Annotated in this window: 17 protein-coding genes; 2 read left to right on the top strand and 15 right to left on the bottom strand. The window is 59.0% G+C overall.

The genetic code is table 11. The features are described 5' to 3' along the window. Positions 1–62: 62 nt before the first annotated feature. The 11 genes from GGR28_RS04700 to mraZ all read right to left on the bottom strand — a co-directional run bounded on the left by GGR28_RS04700 (position 63) and on the right by mraZ (position 12560). Entirely contained in the window at positions 63–875 is an 813-nt protein-coding gene (locus GGR28_RS04700) for a cell division protein FtsQ/DivIB (RefSeq protein WP_183494586.1), read from the bottom strand. Further along, positions 865–2250, bottom strand: a complete 1386-nt coding sequence (murC, locus tag GGR28_RS04705) for a UDP-N-acetylmuramate--L-alanine ligase (protein ID WP_183494587.1) — start codon at positions 2248–2250, stop codon at positions 865–867. The genes GGR28_RS04700 and murC overlap by 11 nt, the downstream gene beginning before the upstream one ends. Further along, the gene (gene murG, locus GGR28_RS04710; protein WP_183494588.1) at positions 2237–3364 is read right to left on the bottom strand and encodes an undecaprenyldiphospho-muramoylpentapeptide beta-N-acetylglucosaminyltransferase; all 1128 of its coding nucleotides are present in this window, start codon (positions 3362–3364) and stop codon (positions 2237–2239) included. The genes murC and murG overlap by 14 nt, the downstream gene beginning before the upstream one ends. Further along, positions 3354–4514: an FtsW/RodA/SpoVE family cell cycle protein gene (locus GGR28_RS04715; protein WP_183494589.1), complete on the bottom strand. Its 1161-nt coding sequence runs from the start codon at positions 4512–4514 to the stop codon at positions 3354–3356. Before GGR28_RS04715 ends, murG begins: the two co-directional genes overlap by 11 nt. Then, a complete protein-coding gene (gene murD, locus GGR28_RS04720; RefSeq protein ID WP_183494590.1) occupies positions 4511–5833 on the bottom strand; it encodes a UDP-N-acetylmuramoyl-L-alanine--D-glutamate ligase in 1323 nt (440 codons plus the stop codon). Before murD ends, GGR28_RS04715 begins: the two co-directional genes overlap by 4 nt. A 7-nt stretch (positions 5834–5840) precedes the next feature. Further along, on the bottom strand, positions 5841–7097 hold the full coding sequence (gene mraY / locus GGR28_RS04725; RefSeq protein ID WP_183494591.1) for a phospho-N-acetylmuramoyl-pentapeptide-transferase: 1257 nt from the start codon (positions 7095–7097) through the stop codon (positions 5841–5843). Then, entirely contained in the window at positions 7087–8562 is a 1476-nt protein-coding gene (locus GGR28_RS04730) for a UDP-N-acetylmuramoyl-L-alanyl-D-glutamate--2,6-diaminopimelate ligase (RefSeq protein ID WP_183494592.1), read from the bottom strand. The genes mraY and GGR28_RS04730 overlap by 11 nt, the downstream gene beginning before the upstream one ends. Before the next feature lie 4 nt (positions 8563–8566). Further along, positions 8567–10690 carry a penicillin-binding transpeptidase domain-containing protein gene (locus tag GGR28_RS04735; protein ID WP_183494593.1) on the bottom strand — a complete coding sequence of 708 codons (2124 nt, stop codon included), beginning with the start codon at positions 10688–10690 and terminating at the stop codon, positions 8567–8569. 53 nt (positions 10691–10743) lie between these two features. Then, on the bottom strand, positions 10744–11055 hold the full coding sequence (locus GGR28_RS04740) for an FtsL-like putative cell division protein (protein WP_183494594.1): 312 nt from the start codon (positions 11053–11055) through the stop codon (positions 10744–10746). Positions 11056–11177: 122 nt separating this feature from the next. After that, on the bottom strand, positions 11178–12080 hold the full coding sequence (gene rsmH, locus GGR28_RS04745) for a 16S rRNA (cytosine(1402)-N(4))-methyltransferase RsmH (RefSeq protein ID WP_183494595.1): 903 nt from the start codon (positions 12078–12080) through the stop codon (positions 11178–11180). Next, entirely contained in the window at positions 12081–12560 is a 480-nt protein-coding gene (gene mraZ, locus GGR28_RS04750; RefSeq protein ID WP_183494596.1) for a division/cell wall cluster transcriptional repressor MraZ, read from the bottom strand. 429 nt (positions 12561–12989) lie between these two features. On the opposite strand from mraZ, the gene GGR28_RS04755 reads away from it, so the two are divergent. After that, positions 12990–13481, top strand: coding sequence for a sterol desaturase family protein (locus GGR28_RS04755; RefSeq protein ID WP_183494597.1), 492 nt, complete (start codon positions 12990–12992; stop codon positions 13479–13481). Positions 13482–13493: 12 nt separating this feature from the next. After that, the gene (locus GGR28_RS04760; RefSeq protein WP_183494598.1) at positions 13494–14063 is read left to right on the top strand and encodes a hypothetical protein; all 570 of its coding nucleotides are present in this window, start codon (positions 13494–13496) and stop codon (positions 14061–14063) included. On the opposite strand, the gene GGR28_RS04765 is transcribed toward GGR28_RS04760, so the two are convergent. From GGR28_RS04765 to GGR28_RS04780, 4 genes are all read right to left on the bottom strand, one after another. Next, positions 14060–14959, bottom strand: a complete 900-nt coding sequence (locus GGR28_RS04765; RefSeq protein WP_183494599.1) for a histone deacetylase family protein — start codon at positions 14957–14959, stop codon at positions 14060–14062. The genes GGR28_RS04760 and GGR28_RS04765 overlap by 4 nt on opposite strands. A 3-nt stretch (positions 14960–14962) precedes the next feature. Then, positions 14963–16477 (bottom strand): ABC transporter substrate-binding protein, encoded by a 1515-nt coding sequence (locus tag GGR28_RS04770; RefSeq protein ID WP_183494600.1) that lies wholly within the window; start codon positions 16475–16477, stop codon positions 14963–14965. Further along, on the bottom strand, positions 16434–17975 hold the full coding sequence (guaA, locus tag GGR28_RS04775) for a glutamine-hydrolyzing GMP synthase (protein ID WP_183494601.1): 1542 nt from the start codon (positions 17973–17975) through the stop codon (positions 16434–16436). The genes GGR28_RS04770 and guaA overlap by 44 nt, the downstream gene beginning before the upstream one ends. Before the next feature lie 99 nt (positions 17976–18074). After that, positions 18075–18395, bottom strand: a complete 321-nt coding sequence (locus GGR28_RS04780) for an ArsR/SmtB family transcription factor (RefSeq protein WP_183494602.1) — start codon at positions 18393–18395, stop codon at positions 18075–18077. Between the last annotated feature and the right edge of the window lie 232 nt (positions 18396–18627).

Genomic DNA, 18627 nt, shown 5'->3' on the forward strand with positions numbered 1-18627 from the left:
TTTAGAAAAAAGTGAGGGAGCGCGCAGGGTCATTGCCCGCTACCGTGAATGTGGGTGTGCAGTTAGATTTTTTTCGCCACCACCTGGTCGGAGTAGCGTAGGTCAAAGCTCCGGTACTTCCTCCACCCTTCATAGGGAAGTCCTTCGCGGTAAAATATTTTGAGTCTGGTGAGCCGTTCCGGCGTAATTTCTTCGTCGTACCGACCGAGGTAGATGACCTGATCGCCAATCTTGGGAGCCAGGACCAGTTCGCCAGTGGCCGTAACGCTGATCTGCTCGATGAGTGCGTTGAGAAACTCATCTTGTCGCAAATAGTGGCCCAGGGCCATCAGCTGGGACAACTGGTGCTGGGGATCCGACCGGTAGTTGTCGGACCAGGGCACGACATTGCCCGTGACCACCGGCACCCGCACGGTATAGTTCGTGCTGAGCGGCAGCCGCACCCCCTCCCGGTCGAGGTAATAGTTTTGTCCGTTTTCGGCAATGATGCGCAGCAACGGCACGCGCTGGTTTACCGAAATGTTCAGGATCATGCCCGCATCGACGTACGCCTCGGCATCTCCGACGAAAGCCTGTTCTTCGAGTACCTCCTCCACCCGTTCGATGTCGATGTCGGACAGTTTGAGCTGATCGAGGGGCTTGGTGAAGCTGGCACTGAGCAACTCGAGCAGTTCCTCCGGTTCCACCAGGTTGGCGTTCTCGTCGAGGGGCACCACTACCGGCCGCACGGCAACCACGTGGGCCGCTTCCCGCTCGGTAATGGCCGAAATAGCCAGTACCGCTACGCCGAGGGCAACGAATATCCATCCGTACAGCCGGGTGAGTACGAACACCCCGGCAAGGAACCGGCTGATGAACCCGCTTTTAGTGGCCATAGTGTAGTGATTTTCTGCGGTGTTGGGCGACGATGCGGGGCACCAGGGCGTCGATGTTGCCCGCCCCCAGCAACAACAGCACCCCGTCCTTAAGTTCCGCGGTCAGCTCCAGCATTTGGGTATCGGTCAACAACCGGCGTTTTTCATTTTTCATTAGTCCGTACACCAACTGGCTCGTCACCCCGGGAATGGGTTCCTCACGGGCCGGATAGATCGGAATGATGATGGCTTCATCGAGCAGGTCGAGGGCCTTGGCGAAGCCAGGGGCGAAGTCCTGGGTCCGGCTGTAGAGGTGGGGCTGGAAAACGCCTCTAATGGTCCGGTTGGGGTACAACTCCCGCGCCGCCGAAATGGCCGCCCGTAGTTCCGTGGGATGGTGGGCGTAATCGTCGATGATCACCACATCCCCGTTCCGCAGTACCGTTTCGAAGCGGCGCGCAATGCCGTGGAAATTGGCGAGCCCTTCCCTGAGGTGAGATTCATCCCCTCCCGCCAGCCGGGTCACAGCGCAGGCCGCAACGGCATTCTCGACATTGTGGCGGCCGGGCAGCGAGGTGCGTAGGTTCTGGATCAGGTGACCGTCGGGCTCCCGCAGGTCGAAGTGAAACGCTCCGTCCTCTACCCGAATGTTGTGGGCGCAAAAGTCGCCGGTGCCGATCCCGAAGGTGGATACCATCACTTCCTCCAAATCCGTAAAGTGCTCGGCAATGTCGTAGCGCACGATGAGTTGTCCGCCGGGCTTGATCTGCCGGGCGTAAGCCCGAAAACCCGTTTCGATCATCTGCGCGTGGTCTCCGTAGATGTCCAGGTGATCGGGATCCGTCGAGAGGATCACCGCGATCTCCGGCGTCAGGCGCAGGAAGCTGCGGTCGTACTCGTCGGCCTCCACCACCACCCAGTCGCTTTCGCCGTGTACGTAGTTGCCGTCGAAGTCCCGCGCGATGCCGCCCAGGAACGCCGAGGGGTCGAGCCCCGCCGTCATCATCAGGTAGGTCGTGATGGTGGTGGTGGTTGTCTTGCCGTGGGTGCCCGCAATTCCGATGCAGCGCATGTGCCGACTGATGAGGCCCAGTACCTCCGAGCGTTTCATCACCGAATAGTCGCCCGCCGTGACATGCACGAGTTCCGGAAAGTGCTTTGGCACCGCAGGGGTGTACACGATCAGTAATTCACTAGACGGCGGCGGTATTTCCTCCGGACGCGCGGTGTAGTGAATTTCCATACCCTCCTTTTCCAGGGTACGGGTGAGTTCCGTCGGAGTTTTATCGTAACCCGATACCAGCACCCCGCGACGGTGAAAGTAGCGTGCCACCGCAGACATTCCGATGCCGCCGATACCGATGAAGTATACCTGTTTGAGGTCAGACAGCTGCATGGACGGTTGTTTGGGTAGATGGAGAATATAGGAGGTTCAGGGCTTCTTCGGCAATCCGGGTCACGGCACCCGGCTTGGCTAATTTTCGGGCATTTTCACCGAGCTCCCGGCGCCGGTCGGGATCGTCGAGCAGGGCATACACTTCGGGCACGAGGCGCTGGGCTACTTCACTATCGGGCACCAGTACCGCGGCGTTTTCCTTGGTCAGCGCTTCGGCGTTTTTGGTCTGGTGATCCTCGGCAACCCAGGGCGAGGGTACTAGAATGGTCGGCTTGCCGAGATACTCTACCTCGGCAATGGTGGTAGATCCCGCACGCCCGATGACGACGGTGGCGTCTGCGTACGCCTCGTCCATTTTATCCAGGAAGGCCGAGAGGTGTACGTTGGGCAAAGCCGCGGTGGCCGCACTTTCGTAGGTTGCCAAATAATGCTTGCCGCATTGCCAAATCCACTGCACCTGCGGACGCGCCCTGATCAGTTCCGTGCTGCTTGCCATGGCTTCGTTGAGTGACCGGGCACCGCCCGAACCGCCCATCAAAAGTATCGTCTGCGTAGCATTATTTTTCTTATCGGCAAGAGCGGCGGAGCGATCCAGCAACTGCTGCCTTACCGGATTGCCCGTCACGACGAGTTTGTCGGCCGGGAAAAACCGCGACATCCCCGCGAAGGCCACGCATATCTTATCGACCCGACTGGCCAACCACTTGTTCGCCAGGCCGGCAAATGCGTTGGGCTCCTGGATGAGGGTGGGAATGCCCATGCGCGCGGCGGCGTAAAGCACCGGTGCTCCCGCGTACCCGCCCGTACCGATCACGACGTCCGGCCGGAAGTCGCGCAGAATCTGCCGCGACCGGAAGAGGCTGCTCATTACCTTAACGGGGAAGGCCAGGTTGTCCAGGGTAAGGCGACGCTGCAAGCCGCTGATCCAGAGTCCCTCGATGCGGTAGCCCGCGGCGGGGACCTTGTCCATCTCCATACGGCCCTTCGCCCCCACGAAGAGGAACTCGGCATCCGGACGGAGGCGCTTCAGCTCGTCGGCGATCGCGATGGCGGGGAAGATGTGCCCCCCCGTGCCGCCACCACTGATGATGAATCTCGGTGCTCTAGCTTGCATCGGCGGTCATGGCTTCTATGTACTTCGATACCGACATCAGGATGCCAAGCGAAACACAGGTGAATAATGTACTCGTTCCTCCCATACTGATCAGCGGTAGCGTCAGTCCGGTCACGGGTAGTAAATCAAGATTGACGGCAATATTGAGAAATGCCTGGAGGAGTAGCGATAGCCCCAGGCCAAAGGCCACCATGGCCCCGAAGGCTTTACTGCTGCGCGTGACCAGTCGAATGACCCGCACGAAGAGCAGGAGGTAAATGCCGATGATGATCACCCCTCCCAGGGCCCCGTATTCCTCGACGATGATGCTGTAGATAAAGTCCGATTGCGCGCTGTACAGCGTATGCCGCTGGGTGGAATTTCCCGGTCCGACGCCGATCACACCGCCGTTGGCAATGGCGATCATGGCTCCGGTGATTTGCCTGCGGTCGTCCACCTTGGCGGCGGCGGGATTGAAGTACGTCTCGATCCGTTTCTCCCAGGTGGCGGCCCGGGGCACGAGGTTCGGATACTTAGAACCGACCATCACCAGGATGCTGAACACACTTATGCCCAGCAGAATCAACATGAAAATATACTGCATCGCCACCCGTCCCACGATCATCATGAGGATGCAAACCACGAACAGCATAATGGCCGAAGAGAGGTCACTCAGCGCAATCAGCAAACAGATGCCCAGCACCGGCAATATAATGGGAACAAAGGCCTCCTTGAAGTCCTTGATGATGTCCTGCTTCGACCCGATCGCCCGGGCTACGAATAGAATCAGGGCCAGTTTAGCAAAGTCGGAACTCTGGAAAGTGAGCCCGATGCCCGGTACGGTAAGCCACCGCCGCGCGCCATTGATGTCCGTACCGAATACCTGTGTCAGCAGCAACAGCAGGATAGCGATCACGAGCATGGAGGGCGCCCACCGCGAGTACTTCGTGTAAGCGAGCAAGTGCCCGATGTAGATCACCACCAACCCGAAGCCGAGGATCACGCCGTGCTTGATGATGTATCCGCTGACCGCACCCCCCGAGTTCCGGTAGGCCAGGTTGGCCACGGCGCTGTACACCGCAACCATCGACACGAGCGAAAGGATGAAGATGATGGCCCACAGCACGCGGTCTCCCCGCAGCTCGGTCGCGATGCGCGTTGATAGATTCATGCGGTCAGGGTTTTAACGTGGTGGCGAAACTGGTCTCCCCGGTCTACGTAATTCTTAAAGAGGTCGAAACTGGCACAGGCCGGACTGAGTAAAATGCGGTCGCCCGGCTGCGCAAGTTGCTTAGCCTGGCGGACGGCTTCCTCCGCTCCCCGCGTTTCGATAATGTGCCCAATGTGTCCCCGGAAAGCTTCAAGCAGTTTTTCGTTGTCCGCACCCAAACAAATGAGGGTGTGAACTTTATTTTCTACTACTTTATGTAGCACTTCATACTCATTTCCCTTATCGGTGCCTCCGGCGATCCAAACGGTCGGTCCGTCCATCGCTTCCAGAGCGAAGTAGGCGCTGTCGACATTCGTCGCCTTGCTGTCGTTGATCCAGGTGCGGCCGTCCGCGGTGGGTATCACTTCCATCCGGTGGGGAGCCGGCTGAAAAGTAGTCAGTGCGGCAGCGATTTTTTCCGGCGCCACACCCAGCAGCAGCGCGATCCGACTTGCGAACAGGGCGTTCATCGCGTTGTGGCGACCACTGAGGGGGCCTCCGGCAAGATCGAAGGTGTGCCCGTCTACGGTGATCTCCCGGCCGTTCACCTCCCTATCCGGGTTTACCAGCGTCACGGCAGCGTTCACCCTATTGCGGCGGCGCGCAGGTGCAATGGAAATTGGATCAGCAAGCAACAACAGGTGGTCCCCAGACTGCTGATTCAGCGCGATGCGGAATTTACTGTCCGCATATTTCTCCAGGGAATAGCTGTAGCGATCGAGGTGATCCGGCGTGATATTCAGGATAGCGGCGATGTCCGGTCGGAAGGCTACGATTCCGTCTAACTGGAAGCTGCTCAGTTCGAGAACGTAGACGTCCTGTGCGGGATGGTCGACCAGCAAGCGGGCAAAGCTGTCCCCCAGGTTGCCCCCCGCCATCGCCTTCACTCCGGCGCTGACCAACAGGTGATGGGTGAGCATGGTGGTCGTTGTCTTTCCGTTGCTGCCGGTGATGCCCACGATACTCGATTCTGGTGCCACAAAGCGCGCGGCAAATTCGATCTCGGAAATTACCGGAATACCGGCCGCCTTCAGCTCCACAATGAGGGGAACGGTATCCGGAATGCCGGGGCTCTTTACGACTTCAGAAGCAGTCAGAACGCGCTCGCGGCTGTGTCCGCCGGTCTCGTAAGCGATACCCGCCTCCTCCAACTCCTGCAGAAATTTAGGATCCCCCTGCCCCGCATCGCTGACGAACACATCGTACCCCTCGCGCTGCCCCAGGCGGGCGGCACTTGCTCCGGATTCTCCGGCACCGAGGATGATGAGTCGTTGTTCCATGATCGGGCTAGCGTAGTTTAAGGGTGAGGATGGTAGCGACGGCCAGGAGGACACCGATAATCCAGAAACGGATCACGATCTTTACTTCCGACATGCCCCCTTTCTGGTAGTGATGGTGGAGCGGAGACATGCGTAAAATGCGCCTACCCGCGCCGTATTTTTTCTTGGTGTACTTGAAGTAGCTCACCTGAGCGATCACCGATAAATTTTCGATCACAAAGATCCCGCACAGGATGGGAATCAGCAATTCCTTGCGCAGCATAATGGCCAGGGCGGCGATGATTCCTCCCAGGGCCAGTGAACCGGTATCCCCCATAAATACCGCGGCAGGAAAGCTGTTATGCCACAAAAAGCCGAGGCAGGCACCGAACAGACAGCCGCTGAAAACAACCAGTTCCTGGGTGCCGGGCAGATGCAGAATACCGAGATAATTGGCGGCGATCGCATTACTGCCCACGTAAGCAAAGACGGCCAGCGTACCGGCGATGATGGCCGAGGTGCCGGTGGCCAGGCCGTCGAGTCCATCGGTCAGGTTTGCTGCATTAGAAACCGCCGTGACGATGAAAACGATCAGGGGAACGAAGATGATCCAGGCCAGCTGCCGCCCGATGCCGAAGACGTTGGCGTAAGTCAGTACGCTGTCCTTGAGAAAGGGAACGTTGGTGAGCGTCGTGCGGTAATTCGCCCGTTCGACGGTGGTACCGTTGTCCAGGGTAACCGCCTCTACTGCTCCTACCCGCTGTTCGGTAGTAATACCGTCCGCCTCCGCCTGGGCTACGTTCATCCGCACGACCACCTGCTCGCTCATGAGCATGATTAGGGCCACGAGCAGACCCAGCCCGATCTGCCCCATTATCTTGAACTTGCCGGCCAGCCCATCCTTATTCTTGTGCTTGATCTTGAGGTAGTCGTCGATGAAGCCGATCGCCCCCATCCAGACCGTAGCGACGAGCATGGTGATGAGGTAGATGTTGTCCAGCCGCGCAAACAGGATACAGGGAAGCAGCACGGCGAGCAGGATGATCACCCCACCCATGGTCGGGGTTCCCTTTTTTTCCAACTGCCCCTCCAGTCCGAGATCGCGGACCGACTCTCCGATCTGTTGCCGGCGCAGGTAGCGAATGATGCGGCCGCCGGTAACGATGCTGAGCAGCAGCGACACGATAATGGCCACCCCGGCCCGGACGCTGAGGAAGTCCAGCAGGTTTGCTCCGGGGAAGTCTCCGAAGGTCGCTTTCATCCAGTCGAATAGCTCAATTAGCACGGGCAAACTCCTTTAGGGCGTTAGCTAATTCGATCCGGTCGTCAAAGGGGAAGCGCTCCCCGCCGATCTCCTGGTAGGTTTCGTGTCCCTTCCCGGCAACGAGGATGACCTCGTGTCCCATGCGCACCGCCGTACGGATGGCCTGCCGCCGGTCCGTGATCCGCAGTACACGGTGCACCAATTTTGCCGGCACGCCGGCCTCCATCTCGTCCAGAATGGTTTCCGGCGATTCCGAGCGCGGGTTGTCCGTGGTCAGGATGGTCTGGTCGGCCAGCTCGGCCGTCACCCGGGCCATTTCGGGACGCTTGGCGCGGTCGCGGTTTCCTCCGGCACCGATCACGCAGGTCAGTCGGTGCCCTTCCGGCAATAGGGCACGGAGCGTTTCCAGTACGTTGCGCAGGGCATCGGGGGTGTGGGCGTAATCGACCAGGGCGGTTACCCTTCCGCTGGGGTCGGCGACGTGCTCCAGTCGCCCCTCGGCTCCGCGGAGTGCGCTCAGTGCGACGAGCACCTCCTGTTCTTCCTGGCCGAGCAAGACGGCCACCCCGTAGGCAGCCAGTAGATTGTAGGCATTGTAGCGGCCGAGCATTTTGAAGAATACTTCGGTACCGTTTACGTCCAATTGCAGGCCCTGGGGCGTATTGGCGAGCAGGCGGGCGTGAAAGTCTACCATGGTCCGCAGGCTGTAGCGATAGATCTTCGCGTCGGTGTTCTGCACCATGACCGACCCCCGCTTGTCGTCGGCGTTGATCAGGGCAAATCCGGTCTTGGGTAGCCGGTCGAAGAAGGTTTTCTTGGCCCGGATGTACTCCGCAAAGCTGCCGTGGTAGTCGAGGTGGTCGTGGGATAGGTTGGTAAACACCCCGCCCGCAAAGTGCAGTCCGTACGTACGCTGCTGGTGGACGGCGTGGCTGCTCACTTCCATGAATACATAATCAGTTCGGGCATCGCGCATATCCGCTAAAGCCGACTGGATCGCCAGGGCATCGGGGGTCGTGTGGGTGGCCGACCGGACTTCCTTGCCGATCCGCACCTCTACCGTCGAGAGCAGCCCGGCACGGTACCCCAGTGCGGTGAAGAGGTCGTGCAGAAGCGTGGTGACCGTTGTTTTTCCGTTGGTGCCGGTGACGCCTACCAGTTGCAGGTCCTTGCTCGGTGAGCCGTACCAGGTATCGGCCAGCAGGGCGAGGGCAATGGCCGAGTCTTCCACTAAAATGAGGGGAACCCGGTCGTCCGCATGGCTACCGTCACCATACACCGCTTGCTCCGCAACCACCGCCACGGCTCCTGCGTCCACCGCCCGCTGAATGTAGTCGTGTCCGTCCACCTGCGTACCGCGCACCGCTACGAAAAGGAATCCGGCTTGTACCCGTCGGCTGTCGAAAGCAATGCCGCTCACGCGCACATCTCCGGCTTCCGCAGGGGAGCTGAGTGACAGGGGGGATATGAGTTCTCGTAGCTGCATCGGATCAGCGTAGTATGAGTTCGACGTCCTTGCCCCGTTGTCCGCGTCCGTCGCTTTGCCAGCGCATGTTGACTACCCGTCCGACGCCGCGCGGGTGGACGACGTATCCTTCGTTTTCGAGCACGTAGAGGGCATCCCGCAGGCGCATCCCCCTGACGTTGGGAAATTTCTGTTCCGCCGGGTTGATCGAGGAGAGTGCAACCCCTTCTCCCTGGGCCGACACGAGGGCCAGTTCGGAACCGGGAAGTGAATCCACGCTTACGTTGACGTACTGAAGTACGGTAGCCAGTTCCGGAAGGTAGCCGGCGTCGCGGCTGGGCAGCTCACTGGCGTAGAGCACGGGGCGGGGGCCCTGATTGAGCGGCTCGTGCACCTCGATCATGCTGTTGTAGATGTTGTCGGCGATTTCGCGGAAAATGGGTCCGGCGACCTCCCCGCCGTAATACCCTCCTACCGTAGGATCTTTAACGACTACGATGATGCTGTACGTCGGATTTTCCGCCGGGAAGTAACCGGCGAAGCTGGCCTGGTACTTTTTCTTGCGGTTGCGCTGACTGTAATTCTGCTGGCTCGTTCCCGTCTTACCGGCAAAGCGGTACTGGTCCGTCTTCAATCGCTTAGCGGTGCCGCGGTCTACTACTCCTTCGAGGAGGGACTGAAGTTTTTCAATGGTTGCGGGCTTCGCGAGGCGGCGATCGACCACGGTGGGTTTGTACGCCTCGATCACCCGACCGTCGCGGCGTATGTCGGTGACGAGGTAGGGCTTCATCATTTGTCCACCGTTAGCGACGGCGTTGTAGAAGGTGAGCATTTGCAGGGGGGTCAGGCGACTTTCGTAGCCGATGGCCATCCACGCCTTGGAGATGCCGGAGAATTCGTTCCGGCTGGTGTCGTTGATGAAGGGGGCCCGTTCTCCTTCGAGTTCGATGCCGCTTTCCGCATCCAGGTGAAAGTCCTTGAGCCGTTGCGAGAATTCGTTGCCCGAATAGAGGCTATCCACCAGCTTCGCCATACCGACGTTGGACGACTGCTCGAAGGCGTCGCGCACGGAGATGATGCGCCAGCCGCGGCTCTGCGGACTGGAATCCTCCATGGTCAGATCGTAGAAGGTCTTCACGCCATTTTCGATGTCCACCTCGGAATCCAGGTCGACGAGGCCGTCTTCCAACAGGGCCATCATTGTGGCAAGCTTGAAGGTGGAGCCGGGTTCGTTGGACCGGGAGATTGCGTAGTTATACTGTTCGGCGTAGCGGTTGCGGGAGGAGTTTACCGCGCCGAGGTTGGCCATGGCGCGGATGGCCCCCGTTTTAACATCCATCACGATGGCGGCGCCCCATTCCGCGCGGTGCCTGCGTACCCCGTTCTCCAGGGCGTTCTCGGTGATGTCCTGAATGTTGACGTCCAGGGTGGTGTACACGTTGGCGCCGGTGGTCGGCTCCACGATGGCCAGGTTGTCGGTGGGCAGCCAGATCCCGTTGCCCATATTGAACATTTCCTGCTTCCCGCTTTCCCCGGCCAGCACCTCGTCGAAGGCCCCTTCCAGACCGACCTTGGCTCCTTCTTCCTTGCTGTAACCGATGGTCCGGCGGGCGAGCCAGCCGAAGGGACGTTTGCGGGCGGCGCGTTTCTCGACGATCAGTCCGCCGCCCATCCGCCCCTGGTTAAAGATGGGGAATTTGCGGATGCGGGCCAGTTCACTGTAGCTGACGCTCTCCTTCAGTTTAAAATAATGGTTGGCCACGCCGCTGACGCTATCGCGCATCATGAGCAGGCTATCGCGCCAGGCACCGGGCGTGTGGCCGTCGTCGATGTGGCGAGACAACAGCAGCGCCAGGCTATCGATGTTGTCGTAATAGTCGCGGGGACTCGCCACGTAGGGATCGAAGTGCAGGCTGAAGTAGGGCACCGAAGTGGCCAGGAGGTTGTCGTTGTGGCTGTAGATGTTTCCGCGCTCGGCCTGTACGGTCACGATCCGGAACCGCTCTTCCCCCAATTCCTTAAACTCGGCCTGGCGCACTACGGCGATGTCGACAGTACGGTACACCAGCAGTGCCGCCACCGGGACGATGATCACCGCCAGGATAGCGAAGATGCGAATGAGTACCTCGTCTTTAAAATTTACGGCCACGGGGGGTTAGAATGGGTGGATTAGTGGGGGAAAGGGGTGAGTGGTTGAGTGGATTACTTCGCGACCGGGGCGTAGATTTTCTTTGGTTTACCGCGGTGGAGTCGGAGGCCGGCCGGTCGGACCTGGTCGACGACTTCGGAGCGGAGTCCATTGTACATGTTTTCGCTCTGAAGCGACATGTAGAGCCAGCGTTTTTCTTTGATGTCCGATTCCAGTTCCTGGATGCGACGGACGTTGTACTCGGCGTAGTGGGCGTTACCGATGTAGAGCAGGGCCAGTACTCCTAAAAAGGAGATGAAGCCTAGATTATCCAGTATCAGCGAGGGCACGGAGATGGCCGTGGCACGCTTACGTTTAGTTGCCATTCTAATCACACCTTTTTAGCTGCTCGGGGTAGGGGCCGGGCGTATACACATAGTGGCTGCAAGCAGTGGCCGCCGGACTTTCCGCGGCACCGGACGGTGCTGCGGAAAGTGTTCGGCGTTCACTAAAGCCGCTCCCCCGCCCGGAGTTTAGCGCTACGGGCACGGGAGTTTTGCTGAATTTCTTCAGCGGATGGTAGGGCGGGTTTCTTCGTCAGGATTTTGTAGAGACGGTCAATCTTCCCGTAAAAATCCTTGGTAACGTTTCCTTCCGCATTACCGGTTTTGAGGAAGTTTTTGGTGATGCGATCTTCGAGCGAATGATAGCTGATCACGCTGAGTCGGCCGTGTGTTGGTATCAGTAAGTCGGTGGCTTGTGCCAATAAATCAGTAAGTGCGCCGATCTCGTCGTTAACCTCAATGCGTAGTGCCTGAAACACCTGCGCCAGATAGCGCGGGCGTTGTCCCCGGACCCAGGGCGAAACCACCTGCAGGAAGTCCTGGATGGTAACGATGGGTGCTTGCTCCCGGGCCTCCGCGATGGCGAGGGCCAGGGAGCGGGCGTTGCGCACTTCGCCGTATTCGCCGAGCACTTTCTGCAGGTCTTCCGGACTGTAGTTATTCACTACGTCGGCGGCCGTGCGGTCGGTGCCCGCTCCCATGCGCATGTCCAGCTCCGCGTCGAAGCGAAAACTGAACCCGCGTTCCGCCTGATCGAACTGGTGGCTGGAGACCCCAAGGTCGGCCAGCAGGCCATCGATCCGGTCGACTCCGTAGAGTCTCAGGAAATTGCGCAGGTTGCGGAAGTTGGCGGCTACGAAGGTAAATCTGCTGTCGTCCAGGGCATTGGCCGCGGCTGCTTCATCCTGGTCAAAACCGAACAGGCGCAGGTCTTTAGAACCGGCCTGTTCGAGGATAAAGCGGCTATGGCCACCGCCACCGAAGGTAGCATCAACGTAAACTCCTCCCGGGCGGAGGTTCAGAAAACCGACGCTTTCGCCGGCCAGTACGGGTACGTGGTAAGCCATTTAAAATGGCGCCTCATCTCCGGCACTCGAACCACCCAGTACTTCTTCCGCCAGCGAGGAATAGTCGACAACCTCCTCGTTCAGCAGCTTTTCGTACTCGGCTTCCGCCCAAATTTCAATACGATCGTCCATGGCATTCAGCACGATGTTCTTGTCCGACTTCGCCCAGGCCAGCAACTGCTTCGGAAGCAGAATTCGGTCGGCCGAGTCGGGGACCACTTCACTGGCGCCCCGGTAGAAGAGCCGCGTGAACTGCAGGTTCTTCCGGTTAAACTTGTTGAGCGAGTCCACCTCGGTCTTGATTTCGTCCCATACCGGCTTTGGATACAGCACGAGGCAATTATCAAACCCACGGTTGACGACAAACTTCAAGGTATCGCGGTCACCCAGTCCTTTCAGCAAACCACTAGGCAAACGAAAGCGACCCTTGGCATCAAGCGCCACGTGAAATTCGCCCAGTAAGTCGTACTGATGTGTCATAAACGATCAACGGGGATACAGTTACCCACCGCTAGCGCTAAGGTAACACCTTGTCCCACAACTTACCACTTTATGACACTTTTTTTGCCCGCCTCGTTCCTTATTTATCCACCATTACCGGCGCGGGCGCCGCCCTGAAACCTATCTGCTACTACCCTACCCTAAATTCGCATTTAGCTTACGGCTGCACTTTGTTGAAATGCCCTTTTATTTGGCTTTCCGCCGCTTACGTCCCTTAATCGCGCGTACTGGGTGGTGGTAAAAAGTGGGAACGGAAACACCGAATCGCCCCTGGAAGAGGGAAATAGGTGGAGATTTGGCTGCTACAAAGATCACTCCTTTTGCCGGATGTGCCAAGTCGATCCGACTTACCCTGCTCCCGCGCACCCGCCCTGAACTAAGTCTTTTGCCCGCTGTTGAATTGCCGCTATGCAAACCATCCTCTATATCGGAATCACTATCCTGACGGTTGCCGGCATGGAATTCGTCGCCTGGGCCGCCCATAAGTACCTCATGCACGGGGCGCTCTGGGTCTGGCACGAGGACCACCACCGGCCGCACCACGACAAGGAGGGCTTCTTTGAGAAGAACGACCTCTTCTTTCTGGTCTTCGCCATTCCGAGCGCCACGTCCTATATAGTAGGGCTGAACGTCGCCGGCTGGTTCTGGCTGACCTTCGTGGGGATCGGGATCAGCATTTACGGTGCCATCTACTTTTTGATTCACGATGTGTACATCCACCGGCGGTTCCCCTGGTTCAGGCACCTCGACGGAAAATACAGCCGGGCCATTCTGCGGGCCCATGGTCACCACCACGCCATTACGGAAAAGGACGGCGCGGAGAGTTTCGGCTTACTCGTAGTCGCCAAAAAATACTTCGGAAAGCGTTCGGAGTGGGCAGGCGAGGAGTCAAAGGCGTAATTTAGCGTCGGCATGGAAGATCGACTACTGGATAAAATCGCCGAACCCTTCAATCTACAGCTCCCGGAGTACGAAACGCTGGAGGCGATGATCGACGGCATTCTACCCGCCGTTGCCCGGTTCAGCGAGCCCAATTTACTGCCCGAAGACAGCCCCCTCTACGTCAACAGCTGGGTTAGGATGACGGACCGGCCCGGTGCCACAGAGGTAGTGATGTACCGGTTCCAGGGATATCAGCAGGGGGAGATACGGGTAGTGACCGACGGCGAGATCGGCTCGAAGGCCTACGAAGTGGAAGAAAGTGGAGATCGCATCATCGTCGGAGAGAGTATTATGCGGGATAGCTTCCTGTACGAGCTTTCGTTCATCGACGACGATTTTCTCATCCTCCGGCGGCACGGCAACCTGGCCAATATTCCCCACCCCTACCTCTTCTTCTGCCGGGAGGCCATCGGGACCCGGCTTACCTGGAACGAAGCACTTGAGCGCTTGGTCGATAAGTACCGCAACAGTCAGTTTCCCCTGCTGGCCGTGGGGCTTTTCGTGGCCGCCATGATCGCGCTCCTGATCTACTTCCGCTAGTCAAACAGGCTGCTCGCAACCCGGTAGGTATTTGCGTGACCCTCGATGATGGTCGCCAGCCGCTCGCTGTACCCCCCTCCCATACTGATGGCAACCGGAATACGGCGGTCGCGACAGGATTCCAGTACGTAACGGTCCCGCTCCCTGCACCCCGTCAGACTCATCGCGAGGCGACCGAGTTTATCGGTGGCCAGTACGTCTACCCCACTGAGGTAGAATACGATGTCGGGCCGTAGCCCGTCCAGTAACCCCGGTAAGTGACCGCGCAGGGTATCGAGGTAGATGGCATCACCCGTCCCGTCGGGTAGTCCAATGTCCAGATCGGACTTTTCCTTTCGCACGGGATAGTTGCGCGCGCCGTGCATACTGAAGGTGAACACCCGGGGTTCGTTGGCGAAAATTCGTGCGCTACCGTTGCCCTGGTGTACGTCGAGATCGACAATGAGCGCGCTGGAAATTTCTCCGGTATGGAGCAATTCGTTGGCCGCGATTGCGATGTCGTTGAAGACGCAGAATCCCTCCCCCCGGTCCGCGAAAGCGTGATGGGTGCCGCCGGCGACGTTGAGCGCCACGCCATCCTGCCTGGCGTAACGGGCACAGTCGAGGGTTCCCTGGGCAATCACCCGGCCACGTGCGATCAGTTCCGGGCGCATAGGAAAACCGATGGCGCGGGTCTCCTTTGCCGTCAGCGTATTGGTCCGCAGCTTGCTCCAGTACGCTTCCGTATGGGTGCGCAGAATTGCCTCCTCGGTCAGGGGTTCAGCGGTGAAGAACTGACTTTCCGAGAGGGTTCCCTCGTACAGCAGTTGCTCGGGTAGCAGGGTGTACTTCTCCATCGGGAAGCGGTGCTTCGGAGGGAGGCGGTAACGGTAAATCGGACTGTACGCAACGCGCATTCCCTAGTTGACCCGCTTATAGGCGTAATCCTGAAAGCGCAGGATGTTGACGAACTTGTTCTCGAAGCGATCGATGACCGCCTCCTCCAGGTCGGTCGCCGTGGCCGGTACGACCGCTACGGGAGAGAACTGAAAGCTCGTATGCATCATGTCTTCCGGATTTCGCTCCAGCTCGAACTGGAACCGGGTACCGTAGCGGGCCGCCATACGGAAGAAGTAGGAGGTTACGTCGTAACCGATGAAGGCCTCGTCGCGCGGGAGGGCATTGTACCGTTCGTAAAACTTGCGGCGGAATTCGCGGACCTGCGAATTCAGGGGATCGATGAAAACGCTGCTGCTGATGTGCACGTTGGCCCCTTCAATGAAGTCGGCGTTCAACCGTTCGAACTCGGCCCACTGGGGCAGGCCGTATACGGCAACATTGTCCCCGCCCTCGGCCGCGGTGGCCTGGTAGACCTGCCGCAGGAAATTGGATACGAACACCTCGTCTTCGTATACCGGCACCATGAATACGGTACGGCGGCCCCGTAGGTACTGCGACAGATCCGGCACCGCTCCGCTGATGATCATCTCTTCGAGCGGCTCTACCTGATCGTCGCCCGTAAGAAGTTTGTACTCGTCCTGGAAGTAAGCCAGTCGCGCCCGTTGTCCCGCCTGGGCGACCAGTACGATGCGGTCCGCTCCCTGGGTACGGAAGGCGTGGCCGAGTAGGCTGCGTAAGTGAGTTTCCAGGGTAGGATTTACCTGAATGTAGTTGGGGTTTGATTCCGTGATACCGGTGGCGGCGCTGTAAGGGGAGATCAGTACCTTTTCCTGTCCGCGGACGGCTTCGGCCAGTTGGGTTACCTGCTGTTTCAGGTAAGGGCCGATGATGAGCTGGGAACGTTGGTATTCGGGAGATTCGATGATCGATTCCACCTTGCGGGCATTAGCCCGTGAATCCTGCACCCGCACGTCGAAACTGATATCCGGACTACGCAGTTCTTCCATTGCCAATTCCGCACCGCTGTAGAAATGCAGGGCCCAGAGCGAATTGGCGTCCAGGCGCTCGGTCTCCCCGCGGTAACGATCGGTAAGGAAGGGGAGCACGAAATCTACCCCGTAACCGGTGAGCAAGCGCGATCCATTCCGTCCGGTACCGGTCTGGCGTACGGGGGGAAGGCCGGGGGCCAGGGGTGTCGTAGCCGGTGGTGGCGTGTACGCGTGGCTGCCGTCCTCCACGATGGGCGGTGCATCCGCCGTTGCGTTTTCCTTCCACGTGACCGTGTCCATCGGTTCGGTGGGCGCATTGACGTAGATGTACGTTCCGGTTTCGGGATCGAATACGCGGCGGCTCTGAACGGGGTCGAGGTCGTCGCTGCCCCGGTCCGGGCGGGTACCGGTGGTGGGCCGGGTGGAGTCGACCGGGCGGAAGAGCTCGCAGGAAGTGGTCACCGTCGTCAGCAGCAGCGCCAGCAGACAGTAAAACAGGGCATTATTCCCACTCGATGGTAGCCGGCGGCTTGGTACTGATGTCATAAACGACGCGGTTGATTCCTTTAACGTTATTGATGATGGCGCTGGACACGGCGGCCAGAAAATCGTAGGGCAGGTGGCTCCATTCGGCGGTCATGCCGTCCGTAGAGGTCACGGCCCTCAACGCAACGGCCTGCTCGTATGTGCGCTCGTCGCCCATCACGCCGACCGATTGCACGGGAAGCAGGATGGTGCCCGCCTGCCAGACTTGGTCATAGAGCCCGTATTCCCGCATTTTGTTGATGTAGATGGCATCGGCTTCCTGCAGCAAGTGCACCTTCGCCGGCGTGATGTCGCCCAGGATGCGAATGGCCAGTCCGGGACCCGGGAAAGGGTGACGGCCGATGAGGTGGGCCGGCATACCGAGTTCGGTACCGACGCGGCGCACCTCGTCCTTGAACAGGTTGCGCAGCGGCTCCACAATCTTGAGGCCCATTTTCTCGGGCAAGCCGCCGACGTTGTGGTGGCTCTTGATGGTTACCGAAGGACCGTGGACACTCACGCTCTCGATCACGTCGGGATAGATAGTGCCCTGCGCCAGGTACTTGATGTTGGCCAGCTTTTTGGCTTCCCGTTCGAATACCTCTATAAAGACCCTTCCGATGGCCTTGCGCTTCAGTTCGGGATCGGATTCACCGGCGAGGGCGGAGTAAAATTCTTGTTTGGCATCGATGGCCGTGACGTTCAGGCCCATGCCTTCGTAGCTCCGCTCCACCTCCTCGAATTCGCCCTTGCGCAGCAGGCCGTTATCGATGAAGAAGCAGAACAGGCGGTCGCCGATGGCCCGGTGCAGGAGCATGGCGGCAACGGAGCTGTCCACGCCACCGCTAAGTCCGAGCAGCACGCGTTCCTCCCCCACCCGCTCACGCAGGTCTTCCACCGTTTGCTCGATGAAGTGCGCCGGGGTCCAGTCGCCGGTACATCCCGCAATATTCATCACAAAGTTGCGGAGCAATTGACCGCCGTCCAGGGTGTGGTAAACCTCAGGGTGAAACTGAATGCAGTAGACGGGTGCTTCGAACCGGCCGTTGTCGCTGCCGAAGGCGGCCACTTCCACGTCGGCCGTAGAGGCCAGCAGCTCGAATCCTTCAGGGAGGTGCTGGATCGTATCACCGTGCGACATCCAGACCTGCGACCCGGTTTCTATGCTTTCGAATAGTCCATCGGACCTGCGTACCCGCCCTAAGTTGGCTTTGCCGTATTCCCGCTTAAGGCTGCGGCTTACCGTTCCTCCGTAGTAATCGGCGATGTACTGTGCGCCGTAGCAGATCCCGAGTACGGGTACTTTACCGATGAGGGCGTCCAGGTCGGGGCGGAGAGCCCGCTCTTCCTTGACGCTGAAGGGGCTACCGCTGAGGATGACCGCCCGGTAGCTTTCGTCGAGCTCCGGCACTTTGTTAAATGGGACGATCTCGCTGTATACGTTCAGTTCCCGAATTCGGCGGGCGATGAGTTGGGTATACTGGCTGCCAAAATCGAGGATGAGCACCTTTTCCGTCATGGCCGCAAATATAGGCAAGGAGTTCGCTCCTCCTACCAGGGCGGGTGCGCGGGTGCCAGGTAATTCGGAAAAAGCAGGCCCAGTGGGCAAGCGCGATACCTACATGTTACACTGGCAGTTCTCCAAACACTCGATGATCAGGCTCACGTCGCGCTCCTTCAGCGAGTACATCACGGACCGTCCGTCGCGCTTAGCACTAAGGATGCCCTTCAGCTTCATCGTCTGTAGGTGGTGGCTGACCAGTGACTGCTCGCTCTCCAGCGCATCGGTGATGCTGCTCACACTTAGGCGCGGATGCTGTTCGAGCAAGTGCACGATACCGAGTCGCAGCGGGTGGGCAACGGTCTTCAGAATAAAGGCGATCCGTTCCAGCTTCTCGGCTTCCTGGGGATTAAGGACAGTAGGCTTTATTTCAGGCACGGCGCGAAAGAGTTGGTAAGGAGTGGACCTTTATACGCGTGGAGGGGGGGAAAGGTTGGGGGGGGTAGTACAGTAGTGGGGTAGTAAGGTAGGGGCACAAAAAAACCCGAAAAACCCACAACAGTAAAGCCCGACAACCGAAATTATAAATAAAAACTACCACAAAAAACAAACAAACAAACCCGCCCGGGCGGCGCCCCGGCCCCCACCCCAACCCACCCCCCAAACAGGC

This window comes from Neolewinella aquimaris (assembly GCF_014197245.1).
Classification (GTDB): Bacteria; Bacteroidota; Bacteroidia; order Chitinophagales; family Saprospiraceae; genus Neolewinella; species Neolewinella aquimaris.

Coding starts and splice junctions, on each gene's coding strand:
- GGR28_RS04760 (WP_183494598.1), top strand. CDS start 13,494: ATGGAAGATCGACTACTGGATAAAATCGCCGAACCCTTCAATCTACAG.
- GGR28_RS04740 (WP_183494594.1), bottom strand. CDS start 11,055: ATGGCAACTAAACGTAAGCGTGCCACGGCCATCTCCGTGCCCTCGCTG.
- GGR28_RS04770 (WP_183494600.1), bottom strand. CDS start 16,477: ATGACATCAGTACCAAGCCGCCGGCTACCATCGAGTGGGAATAATGCC.
- murD (WP_183494590.1), bottom strand. CDS start 5,833: ATGGAACAACGACTCATCATCCTCGGTGCCGGAGAATCCGGAGCAAGT.
- GGR28_RS04765 (WP_183494599.1), bottom strand. CDS start 14,959: ATGCGCGTTGCGTACAGTCCGATTTACCGTTACCGCCTCCCTCCGAAG.
- murG (WP_183494588.1), bottom strand. CDS start 3,364: ATGCAAGCTAGAGCACCGAGATTCATCATCAGTGGTGGCGGCACGGGG.
- GGR28_RS04715 (WP_183494589.1), bottom strand. CDS start 4,514: ATGAATCTATCAACGCGCATCGCGACCGAGCTGCGGGGAGACCGCGTG.
- rsmH (WP_183494595.1), bottom strand. CDS start 12,080: ATGGCTTACCACGTACCCGTACTGGCCGGCGAAAGCGTCGGTTTTCTG.
- mraZ (WP_183494596.1), bottom strand. CDS start 12,560: ATGACACATCAGTACGACTTACTGGGCGAATTTCACGTGGCGCTTGAT.
- guaA (WP_183494601.1), bottom strand. CDS start 17,975: ATGACGGAAAAGGTGCTCATCCTCGATTTTGGCAGCCAGTATACCCAA.
- GGR28_RS04755 (WP_183494597.1), top strand. CDS start 12,990: ATGCAAACCATCCTCTATATCGGAATCACTATCCTGACGGTTGCCGGC.
- GGR28_RS04700 (WP_183494586.1), bottom strand. CDS start 875: ATGGCCACTAAAAGCGGGTTCATCAGCCGGTTCCTTGCCGGGGTGTTC.
- GGR28_RS04730 (WP_183494592.1), bottom strand. CDS start 8,562: ATGCAGCTACGAGAACTCATATCCCCCCTGTCACTCAGCTCCCCTGCG.
- murC (WP_183494587.1), bottom strand. CDS start 2,250: ATGCAGCTGTCTGACCTCAAACAGGTATACTTCATCGGTATCGGCGGC.